Here is an 18603-nt window from a genome sequence, read left to right on the forward strand (position 1 = left end):
GTAGCTTGGCTGTTAGAACTCAATCTGTACGAGTGCCCACACAGATGATTGCTTTATATTGTTAAAGAACGTTGCGACGTTGTCGCTAGGGATGCGTATAATACATCCTTTATTTTTCGAGTCAACACTTAATTTTAAACTTTCTTTCGATGATTTAATCTCAAGTTTTATTTAACTCTCTGAGCAGTTCGTGCCTCGCTATGCGTTGGCGTTCCCCGTCTCAGTGGGGTCGCATTATAGGGAGAACAGATTTTTACGCAAGTACTTTTTTAAAGAAAAACTAAAAAAACACACTGTTCGGTTAGTATCTGAGCGAAAGCAGGTGAAACTGGTAGTTTTATAATCAATATAGGCTTTGCTGGCACTAAAATAAGCGCTACTGTTACACTAATACTCTTAATATGTTTAATTTAAAGGTGCATATATGGCAATACGTTCTTATAAAGGAATCACTCCTGCGTTTAATGAATCTGTTTATGTAGACGAGTCGTCTGTATTAGTCGGTGATATCACTATAGGTGATGATAGCAGTGTATGGCCGTTAGTTGCTGCCCGCGGTGATGTTAACCATATTCGTATTGGTCAACGTACTAATATACAAGATGGCAGCGTTTTACACTTATCAAGAGCAACAAAGAATAATCCAGACGGCTACCCACTTATTATTGGTGATGATGTAACCGTTGGTCATAAGGTAATGCTACATGGCTGCGTATTAGGTAACCGCATACTTGTGGGGATGGGCGCCATTATCATGGATAATGTGATTGTAGAAGATGAGGTAATTATTGGTGGCGGTGCTTTAGTACCCCCTAATAAGCGTTTAGAATCTGGTTTTTTATATGTAGGTAGCCCAGCAAAACAAGCTCGCCCATTAACAGAGCAAGAGCTGAGCTTTTTAAAAGTGTCTGCTGATAATTACGTGCAGCTTAAAGATGAATACTTAGCTGAAGATGCTAGTTAATTTAACTAACTAAACTCACTTCTATTTGACCTGCCGAGTTATAGTATTCATCTTCGATAAGCTGCTCGGCACGTTCTTCATAATCAAAACGGTATTGCTCAAAATAACGCGTTGCATGACTCTCATCAGCTAAATTTAAACTACTGACAGCAATCACACACTCAACTAGCATGCCATTTACTTGTGCAAAAAAAACTAATTGATGAGTTGGCTCTCTAAATTCGAGTCGATCTATAAACTGTATTGCTTGATTCATTTAAGCACTCCCTGCTTTAGTGCAGTAATAACAGGAACAATCTCAGGCATTTTATTTCGCCATACATAATAAGCTTGGGCGGCTTGGCCTACTAGCATACCACTGCCATCTAATAGCTTAGCTGCTTTATTGTGTTCGCTGACCCAATTCATGAATAGCGTATTTTGCGTAGCGTAAAACATATCATAAGCCATTTCACATGTGCTTAAGTGCTTTTCGCTTAACGCAGGTAATTCGTTATTCATGCTGCTCGAAGTTGAGTTAATAACTAAATGATAATCAGTAAAAGGAAGGTCGTCAAAACCATACCCCGAAACATTGCCATTTCCAGTGAAGAGTTTTGCCAATGTTTGGGCTTTGTGTACTGTGCGATTAACAATAACTATCTCTGCAGGATGTTGCTCTAGTAAAGGTAAGATAACTCCTCGAGCAGCGCCACCCGCACCAATGATCAACAAGCGTTTACCTGTTATCGTTATTTTATTGGTCAGTAAGTCGTTAACAAAACCAGTGCCATCAGTGTTATCACCGAGTAAACTGCCATCATCGCGCTTTTTAAGGGTGTTCACTGCGCCTGCCAGTTTAGCAACTGGGGTGAGTTCATCGGCTAAAGCAAAAGCCTGCTCTTTAAAAGGAACAGTGACATTGGCGCCTTTTCCCCCTTGCTCAAAAAAAGCAGCGACTGTTTTTTCAAATCCATCGATAGGTGCTAATATTGCGCGATAGTCGATTTGCTCTCCCAATGATTTTGCAAACTGCTGATGAATAATGGGAGATTTTGAATGTTTGATTGGATTTCCAAAAACCGCATATTTGTCCATTTTAAACAACCTCTTCGCAGTTTTAGTACTGCCTATTAACGATGATAAACTTATGATTAAAAGACTCTTTTCAAGATCAAAGCCGTCTACAACTACGCAAGCACCTACGCCAGATAAAACCCCGTATGAAATCATTGGTGGAGAAGCCCCCACGCGTGCAATTGCTAATAGATTCTACGATATAATGGCCAGTGATGAATACGCTAAACCGTTATATGATATGCATCCTCAACCATTAGATAGAATTCGCCAAGTATTTTTTGAGTTTTTATCCGGTTGGCTTGGTGGCCCAGACTTATTTGTAGAAAAACATGGCCATCCAATGCTGCGCAAACGTCATATGCCATTTCCTATTGATCAAGATTTACGTGATCAGTGGATGTATTGCATGAATAAAACCTTAGACATAGAAATTGATAACCCCGTTTTACGCGAAGGTTTACGCCAATCACTGGCACAGCTTGCCAGTCATATGATTAATCAGCATTAATCTATCCCGTTCTTCAATTGGGGATTATTTGCGCTAAGTCAAAACCCGCTTTTCTAAAATAAAGATAATACCCTATCAAATAGTTAGAAAAGCGTGGCGCGTGTGAAATCAATCCAACATAAAATTTATGCTTTGTTAGCATTTACCGGCATTATAGTACTTATAGCCAGTATTTTTAGTAGTGCGAGCCAACAGCGCACACTCGCACAAGATACGGTGGCAGAAAACATCAAGCTACTTGCCGATAACTATTTTGATTCAATAAACACCATGATGCTAACGGGTACTATGGCTAATCGAGAATTATTGAGCCAAAAGCTACGCAAACACCCTAATATTGAAGATGCTCATATTATTCGCTCCGATATAGTTAATAAACTGTATGGGGCCGGAAATAAAAACCAAACAGCGAGTAATAATAGCGAACGCGAAGCACTACAGGGTAAAGAAAGTTTATTTATAGAGCAAAGCAATAATAATCGCAGTATGACCTACCTACGCCCGATGTATGCAAGCTCTGATTATAAAGGCACTAACTGCTTAGGCTGCCATCAAGCACAAGAAGGCGATGTGCTAGGCGTGGTAAAAATTAGCTATTCCTTAGCCGATATTGATAGCGAGGTAACTTACAACACCTTAATAACCACCAGCCTACTGTCTACTATTTTTATTATTGCCTTTGTGCTGCTAGGTATAGTGTTTAGAAAAATATTTATAGTGCGCCTTAAAAAGCTCGGCCATGCAATGCACTTAGCCACTACTAATAAAGATCTAACCTTACGCATTGAAGATAACGCCGAAGATGAACTCGGCTGGCTGGCCACCAGTTTTAACCAAATGATTGCTACGTTTAAAGATAACATTGCTCAGGTATCTCACTCTTCAAAAGTGCTTATTCATTCAGCAGAGAAAATTTATACTTCTGCCGATACTACTGAGCGCGCTATTTTAGAACAAAAGAAAAGTACCGACTCGGTGGCCGCAGCAATTAATGAGCTAGAAAGCTCTTCAAACGAGGTAAGAAACACCACTCATTTTGCTCAAGAAAAATCTGAGAACAGTAATGAGCTAGCACAGCAAAGCATGCAGGTTGCAGAGCAAACAGAGCTCAGCATTAATCAGTTAGCACAAGATGTACGCCAAGCGGCAGATCAAGTGAGACAACTGCAAGAGCAAACGCTTGAAGTGGGTAAAGTGCTTGAGGTGATCAGCAGTATCGCCGAGCAAACAAATTTATTAGCACTTAATGCAGCCATTGAAGCTGCCCGTGCAGGTGAAGCTGGAAGAGGGTTTGCCGTTGTTGCTGATGAAGTACGAACTTTAGCAACCCGAACTCATGCCTCTACCGATGAAATACGCCGCACTATAGATAAGTTGCAATCAGAAGCAGCGCAAACAGTTAAAACCATGGGTGAGTCGTGTGCGGAGGCAGACGAAAGAGCGCAACAAGTACAACAAGTTGCACAGGCTTTAAAAGATATTTCTAGCCAAATGAATGAAATAAATGAGCTAAATATACAAATAGCCGATGCAACAGAGCAGCAAAATCTAGCCGCCGAAGAAATAAATAGAAGCGTTGTTGGTATCAGTGATAATGCAGAGCAATCGTTAGTAGATGCGGATGAAAATCAAAAAGTCAGTGAAGAGTTACTCAATTTAGCTCGCTCGTTAGATGAGCAGGTACGAAGCTTTAAACTAGAACAATAACTTTAAAAGCCAGTCAATAAGTAGTTTATTGACTGGCGGACAATTTCTAGCCTAGAGCTAACCAATCACGTGGCTTTAAGAAATCTTTATATAGTAATGCCTCTGCACTGTCTTCGGCTGGGGTATAGTTATATTCCCAACGTGCTAAGGGTGGCATCGACATTAAAATAGATTCAGTTCGGCCACCGCTTTGTAAGCCAAATAATGTGCCGCGGTCCCAGACTAAATTAAACTCAACATAACGACCACGGCGATATAATTGAAAGTCGCGTTGTTGTTCGGTGTACTTATCGTTTTTGCGACGCTCAATAATAGGAACGTAAGCATCTAAAAAGCCATTACCCACCGATTGCATAAATGCAAAGCTTTGCTCAAAACCTAACTCATTCAAATCGTCAAAAAATAAGCCGCCTACGCCACGGGTTTCATCTCGATGTTTTAAATAAAAGTATTCATCACACCATTTTTTATATTTTGGATATACATCATCGCCAAAAGGCTGACACACATCGTGCGCAACTTGGTGCCAATGCACTACATCTTCAAGTACAGGATAAAACGGGGTTAAATCAAAACCACCACCAAACCACCAAATCGGTTCTTCACCTTCTTTTTCGGCAATAAAAAAGCGTACATTGGCATGGCTTGTTGGTATATGCGGGTTTTTAGGGTGGATCACTAACGATACACCACACGCATGAAAGCTGCGCCCAGCAAGCTCAGGTCTATGGGCAGTGGCAGAGCCCGGCATAGAGGCACCAAATACATGCGAATAATTCACACCGCCTTGCTCAATCACATTACCATTGGTAATAACGCGAGTACGACCACCGCCGCCCTCTTCTCGCTGCCAGCTGTCTTCAACAAACTGTGCTTTCCCGTCGGCTGATTCTAAGCCTTGGCAAATGGTATCTTGCAAAGCCATAAAGTACGCTTTTACTTGTTTTAATAATTCGCTTTGCATCGTTAACCTCTGAATACATTGCCAGTCATGGCATCTTTAATGGTACTTGGTTGTGTATTACCACCTAATGGTTCATCAACATAAAAACTAACCTGCTCGCCAAACTGCTGCTGAGCTTCAACAATACTTGTTACCGTTGCTTGGCCGGTTAAATTAGCACTTGTTGATACCAGTGGTTTACCAAACTGTTGACATAAACGTTTAACTGTAGGGTGGTTAGTTACTCTTACTGCAATAGTATCAAACTGCCCAGTTAACCACTTTGGGGTAGACTTAGCTGCAGGCATCACAAAAGTGAGTGCGCCTGGCCAACTTGAAAAAATATCGGCACGTTTATCCATAGGCAGCTTAGCGTCATCGACGTATTTTAATAATTGCCCGTAATTGTCAGCAATTAAAATAAGCCCTTTTTCAACAGGGCGTTGTTTAATACTCAATAAACGTTCCACCGCCTGTTGATTGTCAGGATCGCAACCAAGGCCATAAACAGCTTCGGTTGGGTATAAAATAACATCGCCTTGTTCTAAGCTAGTTATTGCAGCAGATAAAGAAGAAAGGTCAGACAAAATTGTCTCCAGAGATATTTACGTTATTCAGTGGCAGCAAACTTATGCATACAGCTTTTTTGTGGGCATTGTAACACAATACCACTCGCGGTTTTTTTCTCAGTAACAACTGGCCAGTCACATGCTGGGCACGCTTGATCTACAGGTTTATGATTAAGCGTATATTTACAGCTTGGGTAACAGTCGCAAGAATAAAACACTTTCCCAAATTTATTGCTGCGTGAAACCAAGTGGCCTTTTTTACATTTAGGACAACTAATCACAGGCTCTTCACTTGGTGTATCGTCATGCTCACTGGCAATATAATGACATTCAGGGTAACCGGTACAGCCAATAAACATACCGTAGCGGCCATTTTTCACCACCAGCAGCTTACGACACTCTGGACACTCGCTGTCCTCAAGTATTTTGATTTCATTGCTATCATGATGTACAAGCGGACGAATAAAATCACACTTAGGGTAACTAGCGCAGCCTAAAAAATACCCAGATTTACTATTACGAATGACGAGTTCTGAACCACATTGCGGGCATATCTCATATTCTTTTTCTAAGGCGTGTTTATTAGCCGAGAAAAGTGAATGATCGATTTTACTCATGTAAATCCTAGTGGTTGGTGAATTTTCGCCTAATATACCCAAAACCCTTAAAGATACAAGCTATGGCAGTCGGTTTGTTAACGCTGAAAATAATAAAACACGCAATAATGATTAATGTAACACTTCACTGGGCTCATCAAAAATAAGATCTTCCATTTGCTCATACGCCTGCTGAGAATCAGGGGCGTTAAATAACACCATAAGAATTAACCATTTTAAATCTTCCAAAGTAATAGCTGAATTATCAAGCGCCGCTAAACGGTCCATCACCATTTCACGAGTGGTGCTATTAATGACGCCCGTTTGTTCAACAAACATTAAAAAGCCGCGACACTCGGTGTCGAGAACTTGGCACTCACTGTCGGTAAAAATACGCACTGCATGTTGTGGAGTGGCTAATAAATAAGGCGATTCATTGCTGTATTGTAATGCGGCAAGTTGATCTAACCAGTCAATGGCTTTGTTAATTTCGGGTTTGTTAAACCCAGCGCGGAGTAACTCATCGGTAAGTGTGCTTTGCTCAACAAATACATCGCCTTCGCTGTGAACATAGTTTTCAAATAAATACATGAGAATATCAAACATATTATCCTCCAGCGCTTAATTTAATATAGCCGTCTAATACACGTTCAATTTGATCGTCTAACTCTAAATCAAGCAATCGCGCTTGTAATTTATCAATTGGCCACTGTACTCGACGCATAATATCGTCCACACTGGTCACCTCAAAACCAATACTGTTAAGCACCTCACAATCTGAGGTTACAGCATCAGTTAACTCTTTATAGTTTAGACCAGAAGGGTATGAAAAGTTCATCTCATCAAGAATATCCGCGACGTTTTCTACCAGCTTAGCACCTTGCTTAATTAAAAAATGGCTTGCTTGTGCCAGCGGGTTTTTAATTGAGCCTGGCACCGCAAAAACGTCTTTATTTTGTTCAAGCGCATAACGTACGGTGATGAGTGAGCCACTTTTAATTTCGGCTTCAACAATTAAAACGCCTAAAGAGAGTCCTGAAATAATACGATTACGTCGTGGAAAGTTATGCGCGTTGGCCGCGGTGCCCGGTAAAAACTCACTTACCAATAAACCCTGTGTTAATACTTGCTCTGTAAGTAACTTATGGCGTTTAGGGTAATAAACATCAACACCAGTCCCTAGTACGGCAATGGTTTTACCATTTCCTGCCAGCGCTCCTTTATGGGCAGCACCATCAATGCCACGCGCCATACCAGAGGTTACTGTTATGCCAGCAAGCGTTAGCTGATGTGCAAACTCTGCAGCAATTTCAAGTCCTGTGGTGGTTGCATTTCGACTGCCAACAATCGCAATTTGTGGAGAAGACAGTAAGCTGATATCGCCTTTACAAAAAAGTAATAATGGCGCACTGGCTATTTGTTTTAGGTGTTCTGGGTAGGTGGTATCAAAAATACTAATAACAATAATATGTTGCTGGCTAATAAGCTGTTCATAATGCGCAACTTGCTGCCAATTTGTATTAAGTAAATTACTTGCTTGGCTCGCTGTTAAGCCCAACATAACCAGCTGGGAATGCGATAAGGAAAACAGTGACTCTAAACTATGCTGTTTAGAGAGGGCTAATAGCGTTTTTATTCCAAGCCCTTTGCATAAGTAAAAGGCAAGCCAATGGCTTAGCTTGCCAAACGATTGCTCCATGCTCCCTCCTAGAACACCGACTCGCTACTTAATGAATTACTGCCAAATCTCCAATGCGAATTGGGTGCTGATTTTTAGTGATCAGCGCATAACTAACTTTGTCATACACTTTAAAAATAATCATTTCACCAACTTTCTCTGCTGGCATTTTCCAAGTAACGCTATCTTCATCGGTTTCTGAGCCAAATAATTCGCTAGTAGCCGATACCAATTTTTCTAAACGACTTGAATCTTCGGTATAACGCGGGCCTCTGGCACTATCAATCACCTTAGGTGACTGACGTTCAATATCCAGTACATGACCTACTTTAACTTGTTGCTCTGAACCTAAGTTTAGCACCACTACATCCATCGTGCTAAATTCTCTCACCTCGTGCGGAGAGGCAATCACTTGACCCTGCATTGGCTGTTCAGGACGATGCATCTCAAAATATACGGGCAGCATCTGCCCTTCCATTGCAGGTAATAAAAAGTCACCCTGTTTGATCTCACGTTTTACTGATTCAACTCTTACTGAGGCAGGTTCGCCATTGGCCGCATCACCTGTTCTAAACGCGCGAGCCATACCCACATAAGATGCTCTACTCGCCAACTCTTCACCGGTATTAGGGTCAGTATAAGGCGCACCTTTATGATAAATAGCATATGCCTGATGACGTTTTAAGTTACCTTTTACATATAAAATATGGTCAATAGTTTGGGTTTTGGTATTTTCGTTGGCGCCCAAAATATAGGGCTTTTCTTTTATGGTATCGCTGTTAATAGCTTGCTCAAACGACAAATACGGTTTAATCAACGCAAGCGGTAAAGTTGTTATCGCATCTTTCCCTTTTGGCGTAATACGCCCCATAGGTGATAGCTTTCGATACGCTTTATTAATCACTAAACGCGGATTACCGTCTGTATCGTAAATTAATGCTAACGCATCTCCGGGGTAAATAAGGTGAGGGTTGTCTATTTGTGGGTTCATTTGCCATAGTTCAGGCCATAACCAAGGTTCGTTTAGATATATAGCTGAGATATCCCAAAGCGTGTCACCTTTTTTCACAACATACTGTTTAGGTGCATCTTTTTTTATAGTTAGTACATCTGCCAGCACAGGAAAAGTTGCACCTAATACAAGTATAATTGCAATTAATGGAGATTTCATTGAGCTTCCTCATAGTGTTTTTTCATTATTATTAACCAAAACCTGTTAAAGGGGAACGTGAATGGCTAAAATAAGAACATACAATACCCTAAATTCAAGCATAAGTGTAAAAGGTAACTATGGCTAGGTTAGAAGTTTTAAGATTTCCAGATGAACGTTTACGTACAATCGCAAAAGAAGTAACTGTTGTTGACGATCAAGTGCGTGAAATTGTCAAAGATATGCTAGAAACTATGTACGATGAAAATGGTATTGGGCTTGCTGCTACACAGGTTGATATTCACCAGCGTATTGTGGTGATCGACGTATCAGAAGAGCGCAATGAACCACTCGTGCTTATCAATCCGCAAATTATCAAAAAAGATGGCTCAACCGTGAGCGAAGAAGGCTGTTTATCAGTTCCTCATTCGTATGCAAAAGTTGACCGTGCAGAAACCGTTACCGTAGCTGCACTCAACGAAGAAGGTAAAGAGTTTATTCTTGATGCTGACGAATTATTAGCGATTTGTATTCAGCATGAACTTGATCACCTTCAAGGTAAATTATTTATTGATTATTTATCTCCATTAAAGCGCCAACGCATTCGTAAAAAGCTTGAAAAAGAAGCGAAGTTTGCAGCGCAGTAATAAGCACCTTAGTAAATAATTAGGAAACTCAGTGACACAACCATTACGCATTATATTTGCCGGTACGCCGGACTTTGCTGCACGCCATCTGCAAGCACTCATAGATAGTGAACACCAAATAGTGGGCGTTTACAGTCAACCAGATCGTCCAGCGGGTCGCGGAAAAAAACTAAAAGCCAGTGAAGTAAAAGCGCTTGCATTAGAACATGACCTACCCGTTTTTCAACCGCAATCACTCAAAACAGACGAAGCACTTGAAGAGCTAAGCAGCCTCAATGCCGATATCATGATTGTCGTTGCCTACGGTTTAATTTTACCTAAAGCCATTTTAGATGCCCCACGTTTAGGGTGTTTAAATGTACATGGTTCTATTTTACCGCGCTGGCGTGGCGCCGCACCTATTCAACGTGCTATTTGGGCAGGCGATCAGCAAACCGGTGTAACCATAATGCAAATGGATGAAGGGCTAGATACCGGCGATATGCTGCATATTAGCCGCTGCCCTATTGATAGTACTGAAACCAGTGCAAGCTTATACGCTAAGCTTGCTGAACTGGGACCTGATGCATTAATCGACACCATAAATCGTTTAGCCAACGGGGACATAACGCCTGAGCCACAGAACGACGCCGATGCCAATTACGCTAAAAAGCTCTCAAAAGACGAAGCCAACATTGATTGGTCTATGGATGCCGAGCAAATCGAGCGTAACATTCGTGCCTTTAACCCATGGCCAGTATGCTTTACCCAAATGCGTGGTAATACGGTAAAAATATACCAAGCAAACGTGGTTGAACAGTCAGGCGCAGCTGGCACTGTATTAGCAAGTGATAAAAACGGTATCGTTGTGGCTTGTGGTAAACACGCTTTATCTATTAGCGAATTACAACCACAAGGCAAAAAGCCAATGGCAATTAATGATTTTTTAAACGGTCGTAGCGACTGGGTCACACCCGGCACCGTATTAGGCGAAAATAATGAGTAATGTAAGCAATGTCAGAGCGCTAGCCGCTGAAACTTTATATAACGTGGTTGATAAAGGCGCATCGCTTAATCAAGAACTCCCTTTCGCTAGCCAAGGCTTATCACCTAAAGATAAAGCCTTACTGCAGCAAATTTGCTATGGAGTATTACGTTACTTACCTAGCCTAGAAAATTATTGCCAGCATTTAGTAGAACAACCGCTTAAAGGCAAACGCCGCATTTTCCAGTTCTTGTTGTATGTGGGTATTTACCAACTACAACACATGCGTGTACCGCCGCATGCAGCAATTAGCGAAACCGTTAATGCGTTACAACAATTACGCGCTCTTGGCTTGAAAGGGCTTATTAACGCCATTTTACGAAGCTTTCAGCGCCAACAAACTGAGCTTGAAGAAAAAGCCAAACAAATTCCGGTGTGTTTATACAACCATCCAAACTGGTTTATAAAGCAAGTAAAAGAAGCCTACCCAGATAGCTGGGAAGACATTCTAGAAGCTAATCAGCAACAAGCGCCAATGTGGCTTCGAGTGAATCAATCGCAGTTTAGCACCCAAGAATATAGCGAAATGCTAACCGCTAACGATATTGAACATACTCTAAACCCTGATTTTATTGATGGCATTAAACTAAGCAAACCACGCGATGTGTTTTCACTTCCTGAGTTTGATACCGGTGCCTGTTCAGTACAAGATGCGGCAGCGCAGCTTGCTGCACGCTACCTAGACCCACAAAATGGTGATGCAATACTCGATGCCTGTGCAGCGCCTGGTGGTAAAACCTGCCATATTTTAGAGCTTGCCGATGCTGATGTACTTGCGCTTGATAGCGATGCCACACGCCTAGAACGTGTTAAAAAAAACCTAGAACGCATAGGTTTGGGCGCCGACTTACAATGTGGTGATGCATCGCAACCTCACACTTGGTGGGATGAAGAACAGTTTGATCGTATTTTGTTAGATGTACCCTGCTCTGCAACTGGCGTAATTCGTCGTCACCCAGATATTAAATGGTTACGTCGCGCATCCGACATTAACGATTTATCGACCCTCCAAGGCGATATACTCGACAGCATTTGGCCATTGTTAAAGCCAGGCGGTACATTGGTGTATGCAACTTGTTCGGTGCTTCCACAAGAAAACCAACAACAAGTTGCTAAGTTTTTAGCTAATAATGAAGACGCAGAGCATATTCCTTTGCACAGCGAAGACACTAAAACCATACCAGGCTTGCAGTTATTACCAGGCGAAAGTGACGGTTTTTACTACGCTAAATTAGTTAAAAAAACCTAGGCAACACATTTAGCTACTTCAGTTTAGAGGTAGCTAATACTTTGATGTAATTAGTATTAATAATATGGGCACATAATGAAAATAATCATACTCGGTGCTGGGCAAGTTGGCGGCACACTCGCAGAAAACCTAGTGGGTGAACAAAACGAAATAACCGTAGTTGATATCGACGGTAACCGCTTGCGCGAACTGCAAGATAAGTACGATTTACAAGGTGTTGCAGGCCATGGCGCTCACCCTGACGTGCTAAGTCGCGCAGGGGCTGAAGATGCCGATATGATTATTGCGGTGACCAGTTCAGATGAAGTTAACATGGTGGCATGCCAAGTTGCCTACAGTATTTTTAATACACCGACCAAAATAGCCCGTATTCGCTCTGAGCAGTATTTAAAATACCGCGAAAAACTATTCCATAATGATGACTTACCCGTCGATCATTATATTGCCCCAGAAGCACTCGTTACTAAGTATATTCGCCGCCTAATAGACTACCCTGGCGCATTACAAGTACTGCAATTTGCCGATGGCATGCTCTCTTTAGTGGCTGTAAAAGCCTACTATGGCGGCTTATTGGTAGGCTATGCCCTATCTACACTTAAGCAGCATATTCCTAATGTTGAAACTCGGGTAGCCGCTATTTACCGCCAAGGTAAAGCGATAAAGCCCTTAGGCACCACCGTAATAGAAGCCGACGATGAAGTATTTTTTATTGCCGCAACCAAACACATTCGTGCGGTAATGAACGAGCTACAAAAGCTGGAACGCTCGTATAAAAAAATCATGATTGCCGGTGGCGGTAATATTGGTGCAGGTCTAGCCCGTTCACTGGAAAGAAACCACAGCGTTAAGTTACTAGAGCGAAGTAAAGAGCGTGGCGAACAGCTTTCTGAAATGCTCGACAACACCGTGGTATTTTGTGGTGATGCATCCGATCAGGAGCTGCTCTCTGAAGAACACATTGAACAGGTTGATGTGTTTATTGCCGTTACCAACGACGATGAAGTAAATATAATGTCGGCTATGCTCGCAAAACGCATGGGGGCACAAAAAACCATGGTACTTATTCAACGAGGCGCTTACGTTGATTTAGTACAGGGCGGCGAAATTGATATTGCGATTTCACCACAACAAGCGACTATTTCTGCATTGCTGACTCACGTGCGCCGTGGTGATATTGTAAACGTGTACTCACTACGTAAAGGAGCCGCAGAAGCCATAGAAGCGGTTGCCCATGGTGATGAAAATACCTCTAAAGTGGTAGGTCGCGCAATTGCCGATATTAAATTGCCAGCAGGTACCACAATAGGTGCAATTGTGCGAAATGACGATGTACTGATTGCCCATGACGATACAATTATTTTGTCAGGCGATCATGTAATCATGTTCTTAATTGATAAAAAGCACATTAACGTGGTTGAAAAGTTATTCCAAGTTAGCGCAATCTTTTTATAATTAATTCCTCCTTTTTATTCACAACCCGCTTGTAAGTAAAAAGGAGAATACCCAAACCTAAATGAAAATCATTATCAAAAGCATTTACTAATAAAGAAAAATCCATTAGTCTCTTCTTGCTCGATTATCAAGCAGCGACATCTACTGATGTGAAAAGTTAATTTCACGTTTTTAAATAAAAATGGATTTCAAATGATACACCTACTCTCTAAGAAAAATTATCCCGTAACTCATTACACTCTGGTTGGCCTTTTACTTTCAACAGTTTCAACTCAAACGCTCGCCCACACTAGCGAAGGTATCGAAAGGTTAACCGTAATCGGAGAGCAAGCGAACGGCTATAAAGTTAATTCCATGAGCTCTGCAACAGGTCTTGAGCTATCACATTTGCAAACGCCGCAATCAACGATAGCGATAACCAGCGACTTCATGGCAGACCAACAACTAAATACCGCAATTGAAGCTATAACCAGTGTGACAGGCATAAATGCTCGAGAAGCAGATAATGGTAAGTTTTCTATTTCAGCCCGAGGTATTAGTGTTACCAGCATACTTTATGATGGCATAGCGACCACCTATGACACCCGCTTTAATTATGGAGATAACCTAACCGATACCGCAATTTATGATCGTATCGAAATAGTTAGAGGAGCAACGGGGTTAATGCTGGGCGCGGGTAACCCTTCGGCAGCAATTAATTTGATACGTAAACGCCCAACTGTAAACACTCAAGTAAATCTTACTGCTTCATTAGGCTCATGGGACAACTACCGCGCGATGGTGGATGTGTCGGGAAGTATAAATAATAGTGAAAGTATAAGAGGACGAGCTGTTGTTGCTTATCAAGATAGACACTCATATCAAGATCGCTTTTCGCAAACCAGTCAAACATTATATGGCATTATTGAGGCAGATCTTTCTAACAATACTTTGTTGACGCTTGCTGTTGATAATCAATCGACAACTCCTAAAGGAACAATGTCAGGTGGTTTGCCTATTTTTTATAGTGATGGCTCCCGCACTGCTTATGACAGAGGTGTTTCAACAGCTCAAGATTGGGCCTCTTCTCGAACCGATGCACTTAATGCGTTTATTCGCCTAGAGCATTACTTTAACGCTAACTGGCAGCTAACCGCTAATTATGTCTATGGTGATAACGACCTAGACTATGATGTGTTTTGGGTAAAAGGAGAGCCCGATCCTATAAACAACACTGGAATGAAACCCGGTTCTATAAACTATATTGATGCAAACAGAACGCAGGATACCTATGAGGTTGAACTCAATGGTCGGTTTAATTGGCTGGGCCAAAGTCACCAACTGCTATTTGGTTATAATACCCAAGAGCAACAGTTTTCGACCCCTTATTATGCTAGTCAACAAAGTGACTATGTTATCGGCGATTTCACTGACTCTAGTTATAGCATTGCAAAACCAAATTGGCAGTCAGAAGCGGCTTACGGATCTTATGGCACAACTAAACAAGATGCACTTTATGTTGCTGCACAACTAAATATAACCGATGCCTTGTCTTTAATTGTTGGAAGCCGGTTAAATCAATGGCAAACCAATCAAGATAATTTTGGTCGCATGCATGATTATAAAATAAATGATGAACTAACTAATTATTTTGGAGCAACTTATGAACTAACACAGAATTGGGCTTTGTATGCTAATTACACTGATATTTTTACACCACAAAGTCGAGTTGATAAAAATGGACATTATTTAAGCCCTATTAAAGGTAAGAATTATGAAATTGGCATAAAAGCTTCTGTACTTGATGAACGTTTAGACATATCCCTTTCTGGATTTAAAATTTATCAAGATAATGTAGGCGAGTACACGGGAGATACCATTGCAGAAACACTTCAGGCCATCTACAAGCCCATTGACGGCACATTAACTCAGGGCTACGAGCTAGAAATCAACGGAAAATTAACCGACAACTGGAACGCTTATTTTGGCTATACTCATAGTAAAGGCGAAAAACCGGATAATACGGTATTAAATACCACCAACCCAAAAGATCAATTTAAACTTTTTACTAGCTATCAACTCTCAGGTGCATTAGACAATCTAAAAGTGGGTGGTGGCTATCGCTGGCAAAGCAATAGCTATGATGAAGTTAAAAACCCTGTTTATGGCGCTGTTGAGGTAAACCAGCCTAGTTATGGTATTGCCAGCCTAATGGCGAATTATCAAATGAATGAGCAATTATCTGTTAGCCTAAATATCGATAACTTATTTGATAAGCATTATTACAGTCAAATTGGGTTCTATAACCAATATCGTTATGGCAAGCCAAGAAGCTTCTCTCTCCAACTTAAATATAGTCTCTAACAAGTATAAAAAAGCCGCTGACTATTCAGCGGCTTTAGTGGAGTATGATGGGGTAATACTTATTGTACTCTTGCAAACTCTTCTTTAGAAAGTTCACCATTTCCGTCAGTATCTAAGTCATCAAAAATATTCATTAGTTGTTTATTAGACGCAGCTTCCTGCTGACTAATTACACCGTCGCCATTACTATCAAAAGAGGCAAAATCTACCGCTGCATAAGCTGCTGATGATGACGCTAATACTAAAATCGCAAGTGTTGTGTTTAATGCTTTCATAATAAGTCTCCTATAAGAGGGAAATCCTTTTCTGAGATCCCTGTGCAATGAAAAAAGTCAAAAATTAAAAGTTTGCAAACTCAGCTTTAGAAAGCTCACCATTACCGTCAGTATCAAGCTCAGTAAATGCGGCTGTTAAATCAGCGTTTACAGCCGCTTCGCTTTGACTAATAGCGCCGTTACCATCAGTATCAAGCATGTCAAAGTCGCTTGCTGCAAAAGCAGCTGATGAAGAAGCAAGAGCGATAAGTGCGAATGTTTTATGTAATGTTTTCATAATTTAATCCTTCAAAATGTAATGCAATGGTCTATCAAAAAATTGTGTCTGGCTATCACAGTCCTTGTTATTCTCTTTCATAGGCTTCCTTGCCTATCTAGGTTGTCTTTGGCAACTCAGAATATACTTAGCCTTGTCTTATGCTTTCGAAAATTCTTCTTTTGATAGCTCACCGTTTTGGTCAGTATCAAGCTCTGAGAACATGCTCATTAATTTTGCATCAACCGATGCTTCGCTTTGGCTAATAGCGCCGTTACCGTCAGTATCTAGTGTGTCAAAGTCGCTCGCTGCAAAGGCAGCTGATGAAGAAGCAAGAGCGATAAGTGCAAATGTTTTGTGTAATGTTTTCATAATTTAATCCTTCAAAATGTAATGCAATGGTCTATCAAAAAATTGTGTCTGGCTATCACAGTCCTTGTTATTCTCTTTCATAGGCTTCCTTGCCTATTTAGGTTGTCTTTGGCAACTCAGAATATACTTAGACTTGTCTTATGCTTTCGAAAATTCTTCTTTTGATAGCTCACCGTTTTGGTCAGTATCAAGCTCTGAGAACATGCTCATAAGTTTTGCATCAACCGATGCTTCGCTTTGGCTAATAGCGCCGTTACCGTCAGTATCTAGTGTGTCAAAGTCGCTCGCTGCAAAGGCAGCTGATGAAGAAGCAAGAGCGATAAGTGCAAATGTTTTGTGTAATGTTTTCATAATGAGTATTCCTTAAAATCGTTTAAATTATGGGGGAGCTTTTAACTCCCAAAACTTTAATAGCTTAGGGTTATGCTTTAGAGAACTCTTCTTTTGATAGCTCACCGTTTTGGTCTGTATCAAGCTCTGAAAACATGCTCATTAGTTTTGCATCAACTGATGCTTCGCTTTGACTGATCGCGCCGTTGCCGTCAACGTCTAGCTTATCAAAGTCGCTTGCTGCAAAAGCAGCTGATGAAGAAGCCAATGCGATAAGTGCTAAAGTTTTATTAATGCTTTTCATAATCTATCTTCCTTCAAAGTTTATGTTTTATGCGATTAAGTGTTTTACTTTAAATCACGTTTCGTTCTATACAGCCTGACTATTACAACTTCGATGCCAATAATATAAAAACTATAATTTTCAATGAATTAACCTGCAACTAGCTGAAAATGGCGCTATTTAACTCGTTATTTTGTTGCTTTTTAGCAACAGTAGATGAGGCAATAAAATTAAAACAATAAAAATCAAAGAGTTGAGTTTAAGGAAAGCCCCACACAGTCGATGAGCAATCGCTAAAAAAGAGGATTAAATAAACAAAAAGGAAGGTGAGTTAAGTTTAATTTTGTTATAAACAAAAAATTAGAATAAAAAAACATATTTAACTAATTGTTTTTAATAAATTTATAAAATAAATTTGAAATTGATTTTAAAAATAACAACAACACATGGCTATTTGTTGCAAAAGAGCGAAAATGTTAGAGCTTGTTGATATTTTAGAATTGTAAAATGTTCAGCGTCGAAAGATAACAGGCCTTATACAATTTCAAATTCAAGTGCACTAGGGTCAATGAAGTGATCTCCCATCAGGGTTTTCATTTGCTCTTCACTGGCAAATAATCGAATTCCGCAATATATACCTTTAGCATGTTTTTTCACGCTGCATATTTGCCCTTCGTGCTTTGTATCTTCATCAAACACTACAATACAACGCATATCTTTAATGTCGTCAATTTCTTGGGTTGTTTTAATATCAAACATAACACCCGTTAACGAAATATCTTTTATAACACCTTCAAAGGAGGGGCGATCATCCGATAATTTTAACTTGGCAGGAAACAGCGTCGGTATACGCGCTTGCGAGCGCAGCTCAAATAACTGTACTTGTGATGGATAGTCGATAAACAATAACTTAGCCGGGTGAGATGCTACAGACATAAGCTGCTGACGAAACGCTAGTACATGCCCACCACTGCCCTCTATAAGCGCTCTTACCACCACCATCACACCATCGCGTAAATAATCACTTGCCATGGGGAGCCGTTTTGCATTGGGGTAATTTAAAATAATAAACTTTTTTTCTAATAAGCCTATAAACTCTGTTTTTACGCGTCGGCTACTGGTTGGTGTCAGTATTTCTAAATCGACCATGCCACCTGTGACGATTTGGCTTAACTTTTCCAAATTGGTTTTTTGCATA

General features: G+C 40.7%; 22 protein-coding genes. 8 read left to right on the forward strand and 14 right to left on the reverse strand.

The annotated features are described in order from the left end of the window. Window positions 1-424 precede the first annotated feature (424 nt). The gene (locus tag MTN96_RS30615; RefSeq protein WP_010392775.1) at window positions 425-964 is read left to right on the forward strand and encodes a gamma carbonic anhydrase family protein; all 540 of its coding nucleotides are present in this window, start codon (window positions 425-427) and stop codon (window positions 962-964) included. 1 nt (window position 965) lies between these two features. Here MTN96_RS30615 and MTN96_RS30620 read toward each other — a convergent pair whose 3' ends face one another. Continuing rightward, window positions 966-1220: a DUF1488 domain-containing protein gene (locus tag MTN96_RS30620; protein ID WP_069438494.1), complete on the reverse strand. Its 255-nt coding sequence runs from the start codon at window positions 1218-1220 to the stop codon at window positions 966-968. Then, window positions 1217-2041, reverse strand: coding sequence for a shikimate dehydrogenase (aroE, locus tag MTN96_RS30625; RefSeq protein WP_055013139.1), 825 nt, complete (start codon window positions 2039-2041; stop codon window positions 1217-1219). Before aroE ends, MTN96_RS30620 begins: the two co-directional genes overlap by 4 nt. A 52-nt stretch (window positions 2042-2093) precedes the next feature. Here aroE and MTN96_RS30630 point away from each other — a divergent pair, with 52 nt between their 5' ends. Next, a complete protein-coding gene (locus MTN96_RS30630; protein WP_010392770.1) occupies window positions 2094-2531 on the forward strand; it encodes a group II truncated hemoglobin in 438 nt (145 codons plus the stop codon). Between the two features lie 102 nt (window positions 2532-2633). Then, window positions 2634-4238 carry a methyl-accepting chemotaxis protein gene (locus tag MTN96_RS30635; protein ID WP_036980763.1) on the forward strand — a complete coding sequence of 535 codons (1605 nt, stop codon included), beginning with the start codon at window positions 2634-2636 and terminating at the stop codon, window positions 4236-4238. 46 nt (window positions 4239-4284) lie between these two features. Here MTN96_RS30635 and hemF read toward each other — a convergent pair whose 3' ends face one another. The 6 genes from hemF to MTN96_RS30665 form a co-directional block, all read right to left on the reverse strand. Next, the gene (gene hemF, locus MTN96_RS30640; RefSeq protein ID WP_036980761.1) at window positions 4285-5202 is read right to left on the reverse strand and encodes an oxygen-dependent coproporphyrinogen oxidase; all 918 of its coding nucleotides are present in this window, start codon (window positions 5200-5202) and stop codon (window positions 4285-4287) included. Between the two features lie 2 nt (window positions 5203-5204). Then, window positions 5205-5768: an L-threonylcarbamoyladenylate synthase gene (locus tag MTN96_RS30645; RefSeq protein ID WP_036980759.1), complete on the reverse strand. Its 564-nt coding sequence runs from the start codon at window positions 5766-5768 to the stop codon at window positions 5205-5207. Between the two features lie 23 nt (window positions 5769-5791). Further along, window positions 5792-6367 carry a type I DNA topoisomerase gene (locus MTN96_RS30650; RefSeq protein ID WP_069438495.1) on the reverse strand — a complete coding sequence of 192 codons (576 nt, stop codon included), beginning with the start codon at window positions 6365-6367 and terminating at the stop codon, window positions 5792-5794. Between the two features lie 111 nt (window positions 6368-6478). Next, on the reverse strand, window positions 6479-6952 hold the full coding sequence (locus MTN96_RS30655; protein WP_036980756.1) for a DUF494 family protein: 474 nt from the start codon (window positions 6950-6952) through the stop codon (window positions 6479-6481). A 1-nt stretch (window position 6953) separates the two neighbouring features. Then, a complete protein-coding gene (gene dprA / locus MTN96_RS30660; protein ID WP_036980754.1) occupies window positions 6954-8045 on the reverse strand; it encodes a DNA-processing protein DprA in 1092 nt (363 codons plus the stop codon). 28 nt (window positions 8046-8073) lie between these two features. After that, the gene (locus tag MTN96_RS30665; RefSeq protein WP_069438497.1) at window positions 8074-9195 is read right to left on the reverse strand and encodes a LysM peptidoglycan-binding domain-containing protein; all 1122 of its coding nucleotides are present in this window, start codon (window positions 9193-9195) and stop codon (window positions 8074-8076) included. A gap of 119 nt (window positions 9196-9314) precedes the next feature. Here MTN96_RS30665 and def point away from each other — a divergent pair, with 119 nt between their 5' ends. The 5 genes from def to MTN96_RS30690 all read left to right on the forward strand — a co-directional run bounded on the left by def (window position 9315) and on the right by MTN96_RS30690 (window position 15889). Beyond that, on the forward strand, window positions 9315-9821 hold the full coding sequence (gene def, locus MTN96_RS30670) for a peptide deformylase (RefSeq protein WP_013463665.1): 507 nt from the start codon (window positions 9315-9317) through the stop codon (window positions 9819-9821). 31 nt (window positions 9822-9852) lie between these two features. Continuing rightward, on the forward strand, window positions 9853-10806 hold the full coding sequence (gene fmt, locus MTN96_RS30675; protein WP_069438498.1) for a methionyl-tRNA formyltransferase: 954 nt from the start codon (window positions 9853-9855) through the stop codon (window positions 10804-10806). Beyond that, the gene (gene rsmB, locus MTN96_RS30680; protein ID WP_248533968.1) at window positions 10799-12094 is read left to right on the forward strand and encodes a 16S rRNA (cytosine(967)-C(5))-methyltransferase RsmB; all 1296 of its coding nucleotides are present in this window, start codon (window positions 10799-10801) and stop codon (window positions 12092-12094) included. The genes fmt and rsmB overlap by 8 nt, the downstream gene beginning before the upstream one ends. 75 nt (window positions 12095-12169) lie before the next feature. Then, window positions 12170-13546, forward strand: coding sequence for a Trk system potassium transporter TrkA (gene trkA, locus MTN96_RS30685; RefSeq protein ID WP_036980748.1), 1377 nt, complete (start codon window positions 12170-12172; stop codon window positions 13544-13546). A gap of 192 nt (window positions 13547-13738) precedes the next feature. Further along, window positions 13739-15889: a TonB-dependent siderophore receptor gene (locus MTN96_RS30690; RefSeq protein WP_248533970.1), complete on the forward strand. Its 2151-nt coding sequence runs from the start codon at window positions 13739-13741 to the stop codon at window positions 15887-15889. A gap of 59 nt (window positions 15890-15948) precedes the next feature. Here the strand turns inward: MTN96_RS30690 and MTN96_RS30695 are convergent, their stop codons facing one another. From MTN96_RS30695 to MTN96_RS30720, 6 genes are all read right to left on the reverse strand, one after another. Then, entirely contained in the window at window positions 15949-16164 is a 216-nt protein-coding gene (locus MTN96_RS30695) for an EF-hand domain-containing protein (RefSeq protein WP_010392739.1), read from the reverse strand. A gap of 64 nt (window positions 16165-16228) precedes the next feature. Next, window positions 16229-16441, reverse strand: coding sequence for an EF-hand domain-containing protein (locus tag MTN96_RS30700; protein WP_013463660.1), 213 nt, complete (start codon window positions 16439-16441; stop codon window positions 16229-16231). A gap of 138 nt (window positions 16442-16579) precedes the next feature. Next, window positions 16580-16792: an EF-hand domain-containing protein gene (locus MTN96_RS30705; RefSeq protein ID WP_013463659.1), complete on the reverse strand. Its 213-nt coding sequence runs from the start codon at window positions 16790-16792 to the stop codon at window positions 16580-16582. Between the two features lie 138 nt (window positions 16793-16930). Then, window positions 16931-17143 carry an EF-hand domain-containing protein gene (locus MTN96_RS30710; RefSeq protein ID WP_013463659.1) on the reverse strand — a complete coding sequence of 71 codons (213 nt, stop codon included), beginning with the start codon at window positions 17141-17143 and terminating at the stop codon, window positions 16931-16933. Window positions 17144-17213: 70 nt separating this feature from the next. Next, window positions 17214-17426: an EF-hand domain-containing protein gene (locus MTN96_RS30715; protein ID WP_036980745.1), complete on the reverse strand. Its 213-nt coding sequence runs from the start codon at window positions 17424-17426 to the stop codon at window positions 17214-17216. 513 nt (window positions 17427-17939) lie between these two features. Continuing rightward, on the reverse strand, window positions 17940-18602 hold the full coding sequence (locus tag MTN96_RS30720; protein WP_036980743.1) for a flagellar brake protein: 663 nt from the start codon (window positions 18600-18602) through the stop codon (window positions 17940-17942). Window position 18603 lies beyond the last annotated feature (1 nt).

The organism is Pseudoalteromonas sp. 2CM28B (genome assembly GCF_023161935.1).

Excerpts from the sequence above, each read along its gene's own strand:
- MTN96_RS30615 (WP_010392775.1), top strand. The coding sequence starts at position 425 with ATGGCAATACGTTCTTATAAAGGAATCACTCCTGCGTTTAATGAATCT.
- MTN96_RS30620 (WP_069438494.1), bottom strand. The coding sequence starts at position 1,220 with ATGAATCAAGCAATACAGTTTATAGATCGACTCGAATTTAGAGAGCCA.
- aroE (WP_055013139.1), bottom strand. The coding sequence starts at position 2,041 with ATGGACAAATATGCGGTTTTTGGAAATCCAATCAAACATTCAAAATCT.
- MTN96_RS30630 (WP_010392770.1), top strand. The coding sequence starts at position 2,094 with ATGATTAAAAGACTCTTTTCAAGATCAAAGCCGTCTACAACTACGCAA.
- hemF (WP_036980761.1), bottom strand. The coding sequence starts at position 5,202 with ATGCAAAGCGAATTATTAAAACAAGTAAAAGCGTACTTTATGGCTTTG.
- MTN96_RS30650 (WP_069438495.1), bottom strand. The coding sequence starts at position 6,367 with ATGAGTAAAATCGATCATTCACTTTTCTCGGCTAATAAACACGCCTTA.
- MTN96_RS30655 (WP_036980756.1), bottom strand. The coding sequence starts at position 6,952 with ATGTTTGATATTCTCATGTATTTATTTGAAAACTATGTTCACAGCGAA.
- dprA (WP_036980754.1), bottom strand. The coding sequence starts at position 8,045 with ATGGAGCAATCGTTTGGCAAGCTAAGCCATTGGCTTGCCTTTTACTTA.
- MTN96_RS30665 (WP_069438497.1), bottom strand. The coding sequence starts at position 9,195 with ATGAAATCTCCATTAATTGCAATTATACTTGTATTAGGTGCAACTTTT.
- def (WP_013463665.1), top strand. The coding sequence starts at position 9,315 with ATGGCTAGGTTAGAAGTTTTAAGATTTCCAGATGAACGTTTACGTACA.
- rsmB (WP_248533968.1), top strand. The coding sequence starts at position 10,799 with ATGAGTAATGTAAGCAATGTCAGAGCGCTAGCCGCTGAAACTTTATAT.
- trkA (WP_036980748.1), top strand. The coding sequence starts at position 12,170 with ATGAAAATAATCATACTCGGTGCTGGGCAAGTTGGCGGCACACTCGCA.
- MTN96_RS30690 (WP_248533970.1), top strand. The coding sequence starts at position 13,739 with ATGATACACCTACTCTCTAAGAAAAATTATCCCGTAACTCATTACACT.
- MTN96_RS30695 (WP_010392739.1), bottom strand. The coding sequence starts at position 16,164 with ATGAAAGCATTAAACACAACACTTGCGATTTTAGTATTAGCGTCATCA.
- MTN96_RS30700 (WP_013463660.1), bottom strand. The coding sequence starts at position 16,441 with ATGAAAACATTACATAAAACATTCGCACTTATCGCTCTTGCTTCTTCA.
- MTN96_RS30705 (WP_013463659.1), bottom strand. The coding sequence starts at position 16,792 with ATGAAAACATTACACAAAACATTTGCACTTATCGCTCTTGCTTCTTCA.
- MTN96_RS30710 (WP_013463659.1), bottom strand. The coding sequence starts at position 17,143 with ATGAAAACATTACACAAAACATTTGCACTTATCGCTCTTGCTTCTTCA.
- MTN96_RS30715 (WP_036980745.1), bottom strand. The coding sequence starts at position 17,426 with ATGAAAAGCATTAATAAAACTTTAGCACTTATCGCATTGGCTTCTTCA.
- MTN96_RS30720 (WP_036980743.1), bottom strand. The coding sequence starts at position 18,602 with ATGCAAAAAACCAATTTGGAAAAGTTAAGCCAAATCGTCACAGGTGGC.